The sequence below is a fragment of the Bacteroides caecigallinarum genome, assembly GCF_016901995.1.
GTDB lineage: Bacteria > Bacteroidota > Bacteroidia > Bacteroidales > Bacteroidaceae > Phocaeicola > Phocaeicola cellulolyticus.
The window spans coordinates 1-3,975 of record NZ_JACJLE010000100.1; the positions used below are offsets into that span (position 1 = coordinate 1).

At 31.7% G+C, this 3,975-nt stretch carries 6 protein-coding genes; all 6 read left to right on the forward strand.

Going from position 1 to position 3,975, the window contains the following annotated elements; genetic code table 11:
* Positions 1 to 169 precede the first annotated feature (169 nt).
* The 6 genes from H6A61_RS14975 (at position 170) to H6A61_RS15000 (ending at position 3,917) form a co-directional block, all read left to right on the forward strand.
* Positions 170 to 532, forward strand: a complete 363-nt coding sequence (locus H6A61_RS14975) for a hypothetical protein (RefSeq protein WP_154044343.1) — start codon at positions 170 to 172, stop codon at positions 530 to 532.
* A 1-nt stretch (position 533) separates the two neighbouring features.
* Positions 534 to 1,196, forward strand: a complete 663-nt coding sequence (locus tag H6A61_RS14980; RefSeq protein WP_154044342.1) for a hypothetical protein — start codon at positions 534 to 536, stop codon at positions 1,194 to 1,196.
* Positions 1,197 to 1,250: 54 nt separating this feature from the next.
* On the forward strand, positions 1,251 to 1,562 hold the full coding sequence (locus H6A61_RS14985; RefSeq protein WP_154044341.1) for a hypothetical protein: 312 nt from the start codon (positions 1,251 to 1,253) through the stop codon (positions 1,560 to 1,562).
* A 72-nt stretch (positions 1,563 to 1,634) separates the two neighbouring features.
* Positions 1,635 to 1,877 carry a hypothetical protein gene (locus H6A61_RS14990; RefSeq protein WP_154044340.1) on the forward strand — a complete coding sequence of 81 codons (243 nt, stop codon included), beginning with the start codon at positions 1,635 to 1,637 and terminating at the stop codon, positions 1,875 to 1,877.
* A 58-nt stretch (positions 1,878 to 1,935) separates the two neighbouring features.
* A complete protein-coding gene (locus H6A61_RS14995) occupies positions 1,936 to 3,690 on the forward strand; it encodes a KAP family P-loop NTPase fold protein (protein WP_204394698.1) in 1,755 nt (584 codons plus the stop codon).
* A 71-nt stretch (positions 3,691 to 3,761) separates the two neighbouring features.
* Positions 3,762 to 3,917, forward strand: a complete 156-nt coding sequence (locus H6A61_RS15000) for a hypothetical protein (protein ID WP_204394699.1) — start codon at positions 3,762 to 3,764, stop codon at positions 3,915 to 3,917.
* The last annotated feature ends 58 nt before the right edge of the window (positions 3,918 to 3,975 follow it).

Sequence of the window (3,975 nt, forward strand, 5' to 3'; positions counted from 1 at the left end):
TAAAATCAAACTATTCAGAGCCAATCTGCATGGAGTAACGGATAAAAAGTTCTTTCTCTTCAGAATTGCTAAGTTGTATGGTTATCCCCACTAAATTTCTACTGTCCCCTTATAGGGGGAATAAGCTGAAAATCCCTTACTAGAGTAGGTATAACTTAAATATATTGTTATGGGCATAATAAATAATTTATTAGACAATTTCAAGAATGCCGAATTTACTGTAGCTCCTCAGAAAAAATTAAAAACAATCTCATCTGATTTCAAGAAATCGTTTGGTTTAACTTTGGTTTTCTACAAAGGCATGAAAATAGCTGATGGAGAATTAACATTGGCTGCTTTAAATCAAAAGACTACTAAAGAAGTAAAGAGTTCTGCTGATGGAATGAAAATAAAGGCTAGTATGAAAGTGGGTGAAGTAGAAGAACTCTTTAATAAGAATTTTGGATTAAAAGTACAGATAAAGGATCCTGCTGGTTCTAAATTTGTTCCAAATGAAATAACAATAGGGCAGGCAGCAAGAGGTGAATATTAGTATGGAAAGTTTATTGTCAGTAGTCAAAAAAGATATTCACAGTTTTTTAAAACAAAATAATGAAATTCTTTTTAATGAAAGAGACTTTCAAATGCATCTTGCTTTGTGGTTAAAAGAATCAACTAGCAACTATGATGATGTCGATGTAGAGTATTACGTACCACATAATGAACTTAATGATTATGTTTGGGAAAGTGAATTACGATTAGATATCGTTGTAAAGAAAGATTGTGAATATTTACCTGTAGAAATTAAGTATAAAACTAAGAAGGTTGAGAGTAAAATAGAACGTTTTGGGGAAATGCTTCAACAAAATGTAACTGTTATAAAAAATCAGAGCGCACAAGATATTGGTAGATATAGTTTTTGGAAAGATATTAAGCGATTGGAACAGGTATGTGAAAGGTTTAATAACATTAAAAATGCTATTGCTGTATTTTTAACAAATGATGATTCTTATACAAAAGAAAGCTCGTTAACGTCCAATTGTTTTCATTTTAATATGAATGAAGGATTTCATAGTACAAAAAAGCAATGGTTAAATTCAGAAACAACTTGTGCAAAACAATATAAATGTTTTGAACTTAATAAAGAATATTGTATCAATTGGCATATTAAGGAAATAAAAGAAATTAAATTCCATTATTGCATAGTTGAAATTTAGTATGATGTAAATAATTGTTATTAGTAACTGGTAGTAATTTAAAAAGTTATAATTATGGCAGAATTTAGTTTAGATGGTCGTATGACAGTAAAAGGCTTGAAAGAGAATTTTAAAAAATGTTTTGGAGCTTCATTAAGAGTTTACACAACAACATCTTGTAAAACATTTGCAGATGATAAAGCTACTTTGGCTTCAATAAGGAAAGCTGACGCAAAAGGTGGCTCATTGACAGTTGGTGGGAATTTAAGAGTTGGAAACTTTGAAAAGAAAATAGGTGAAATGTATGGTATTGGTGTTCAAGTTTCAGACCCTGAAGACAAGAAGCTTGTAGACAACGATTTGACACTAGCCGCTGCAGGGAAATAAAACTGTTGTCTGATAATTAATCTAAAAATATGACATGGTAAGTACGTTTACCATGTCATTATAAACAATACTATGAGCAAAGAATATTATAAAAAGAAAATTATAGATTTGCGAGCAAGTATAACCAAGGAGAAGGAAGCAAAGAAGAAAGATAATGAATATTATACAAGAATGATAAAAAATACTTCTTCTCCATTATCTAAAGCAAGTTATAAAAAATATAAAATAGATAAAGCCGCCTCTCATGACAGAAGAGTGGAAGAGCTTAAAAGGCAGATTGAAAGTGCGAAAGAATCACTTAAAAGGTCTAAATAACCATAGCACTTTAAATAAAACATCAAACTACATCAATCTTTATTAAATAGAATAAGAAATGAAATCAAGTATAATAGACGTTCCTAGGCGTCATGATCAGGAAGACCTTTTTGGAATAAAAATCTATCAGGACGCATTAATACAATACATTAAGCTTACTGATACACCTATTACAATAGCTTTGCAGGGTGAATGGGGTTCCGGTAAAACGTCTCTTATGAATCTTCTTCGCTGGAATCTGTGTGATATCGATAATGCGCAGTTCTTTCCAATATGGATTAATACATGGCAGTATTCACTTATGAAAACTCCTGCTCAAGCTATAATATCAATACTTGATGGTATTATTAATCAAATTGGTGCACTTAATCCAGCACATAAATGGGAAGAAAGTAAAAAAAAGATTGGTGGTCTTTTTAAAAAGATAGCTTCGGTAGGAACTAAGGTGGCTATTAGTACTGTAGGAGTTGACGGAGAAGCTATTGACGATTTATTTGCTTCTGATAATGGTCAAAGTGATATTTTACAGTTGAAAGAAGAAATCTCAAAATTAGTGGAAGAATCACTCAAGAATGATTCGACAAGAACAGGTTTTACTTTCTTTATAGATGACCTTGATAGAATTGATCCGCCAGTTGCAGTTGAAATTCTCGAGTTATTGAAAAACATATTCGATCTTGAACATTGCATATTTATTTTAGCCATTGATTATGATGTAGTGATAAAAGGCCTAAAACCTAAGTTTGGTGAGCTTACAGACAAGAATGAACGTGAATTCAGATCTTTCTTCGATAAAATCATACAGTTACCATTCTCAATGCCTGTAGCTAATTATAACATTGATGCTTTTTTAGTTGACGCATTATCAAAAATAAACTTCTTCACAGAAGAGGAAATGAAAGATAATGCTATTCAAGAATCTGTTTCTGAACTAGCAAGACTATCAGTTGGTACAAATCCACGCTCCTTGAAAAGATTGACAAATACGCTGTCATTGATATCAATAATAAACACAGGTATATCGAAAACAGGAGCAGAGGACATAGCCAATAAATATAAAGTAATAAATTTCGGGCTTGTATGCATGCAGATTGCTTATCCATATATCTACAACCAGTTAGCAGAGGAACCAGATTTTAAACAATGGAATGAGACAATTGCAGCAAAGCTTAAATTACGTTCGTTGACACCAGAAGAAAAGATAAGTTTGGATGCTGCAGAAGAATTTGATGAAGAATGGGAGAAAATTGTTTTCCGTATGTGTCAAAAAGAAACCCATTTGAGCAATCGCGTGTTTCAAGTGTCACAAATGCTCAATAAAATAGCTGAGATGATAAAAGATGACAACAGTATTGGCAAGGTTATAGAAGATACAATCGAACTTTCAGCTGTTACAAACCTTAAGGCATTTGATACACCTAAAAAAGCATATGTCTTTAATCGTGATATAAACAACTATAAATTTGAAGGAAAAGAATATAGTATTAAAGTAGAGCTTGTTCGTGATGTTGTAAGGAGATATTTAAAAGACCATCCAGGTACCACAAAAGCCATGTTACAAGCAGCTTTTCCTATAAAAAAGAATATGGAAACTATTTTCATGGGAAAAGACACATATACAGAAAAGCAAGCCGCAGGAAAACTGAATTTCATAAAGAAGAATGCAACAGATTCAGACTTTATAGAAACTGCTGATGAACCTATTATTATATGTTCAAACTGGCCAACAACTTCACAAGGAAAGCCAGCTGAATTTACTATCTTTTTAGAAATAGTAAACAAACAATTAGGCTATCCTGTAACACAAGCGTAATCATGTATTAAAGTGAGGAAAATACTTACAAGAATGGTATTTACCTCACAATATTTAAAACTTATCACATTATGAAAATACCAGGAGTATCTTTCTCACTCAAAAGAGCTATAGGAATTACTGCATTAAAGCAGAAAGTTGCAAGAAAGACAGGAATACCAACTACCAAACAAGGTTTGGAAAGGAAAATTGGGGGTACAATCCTAAAAATGATATTCAGAAAGTAAAATCACTCACCAGATAATTCCAAATAGAATATTATGAAATACCTTTACTATATATTAT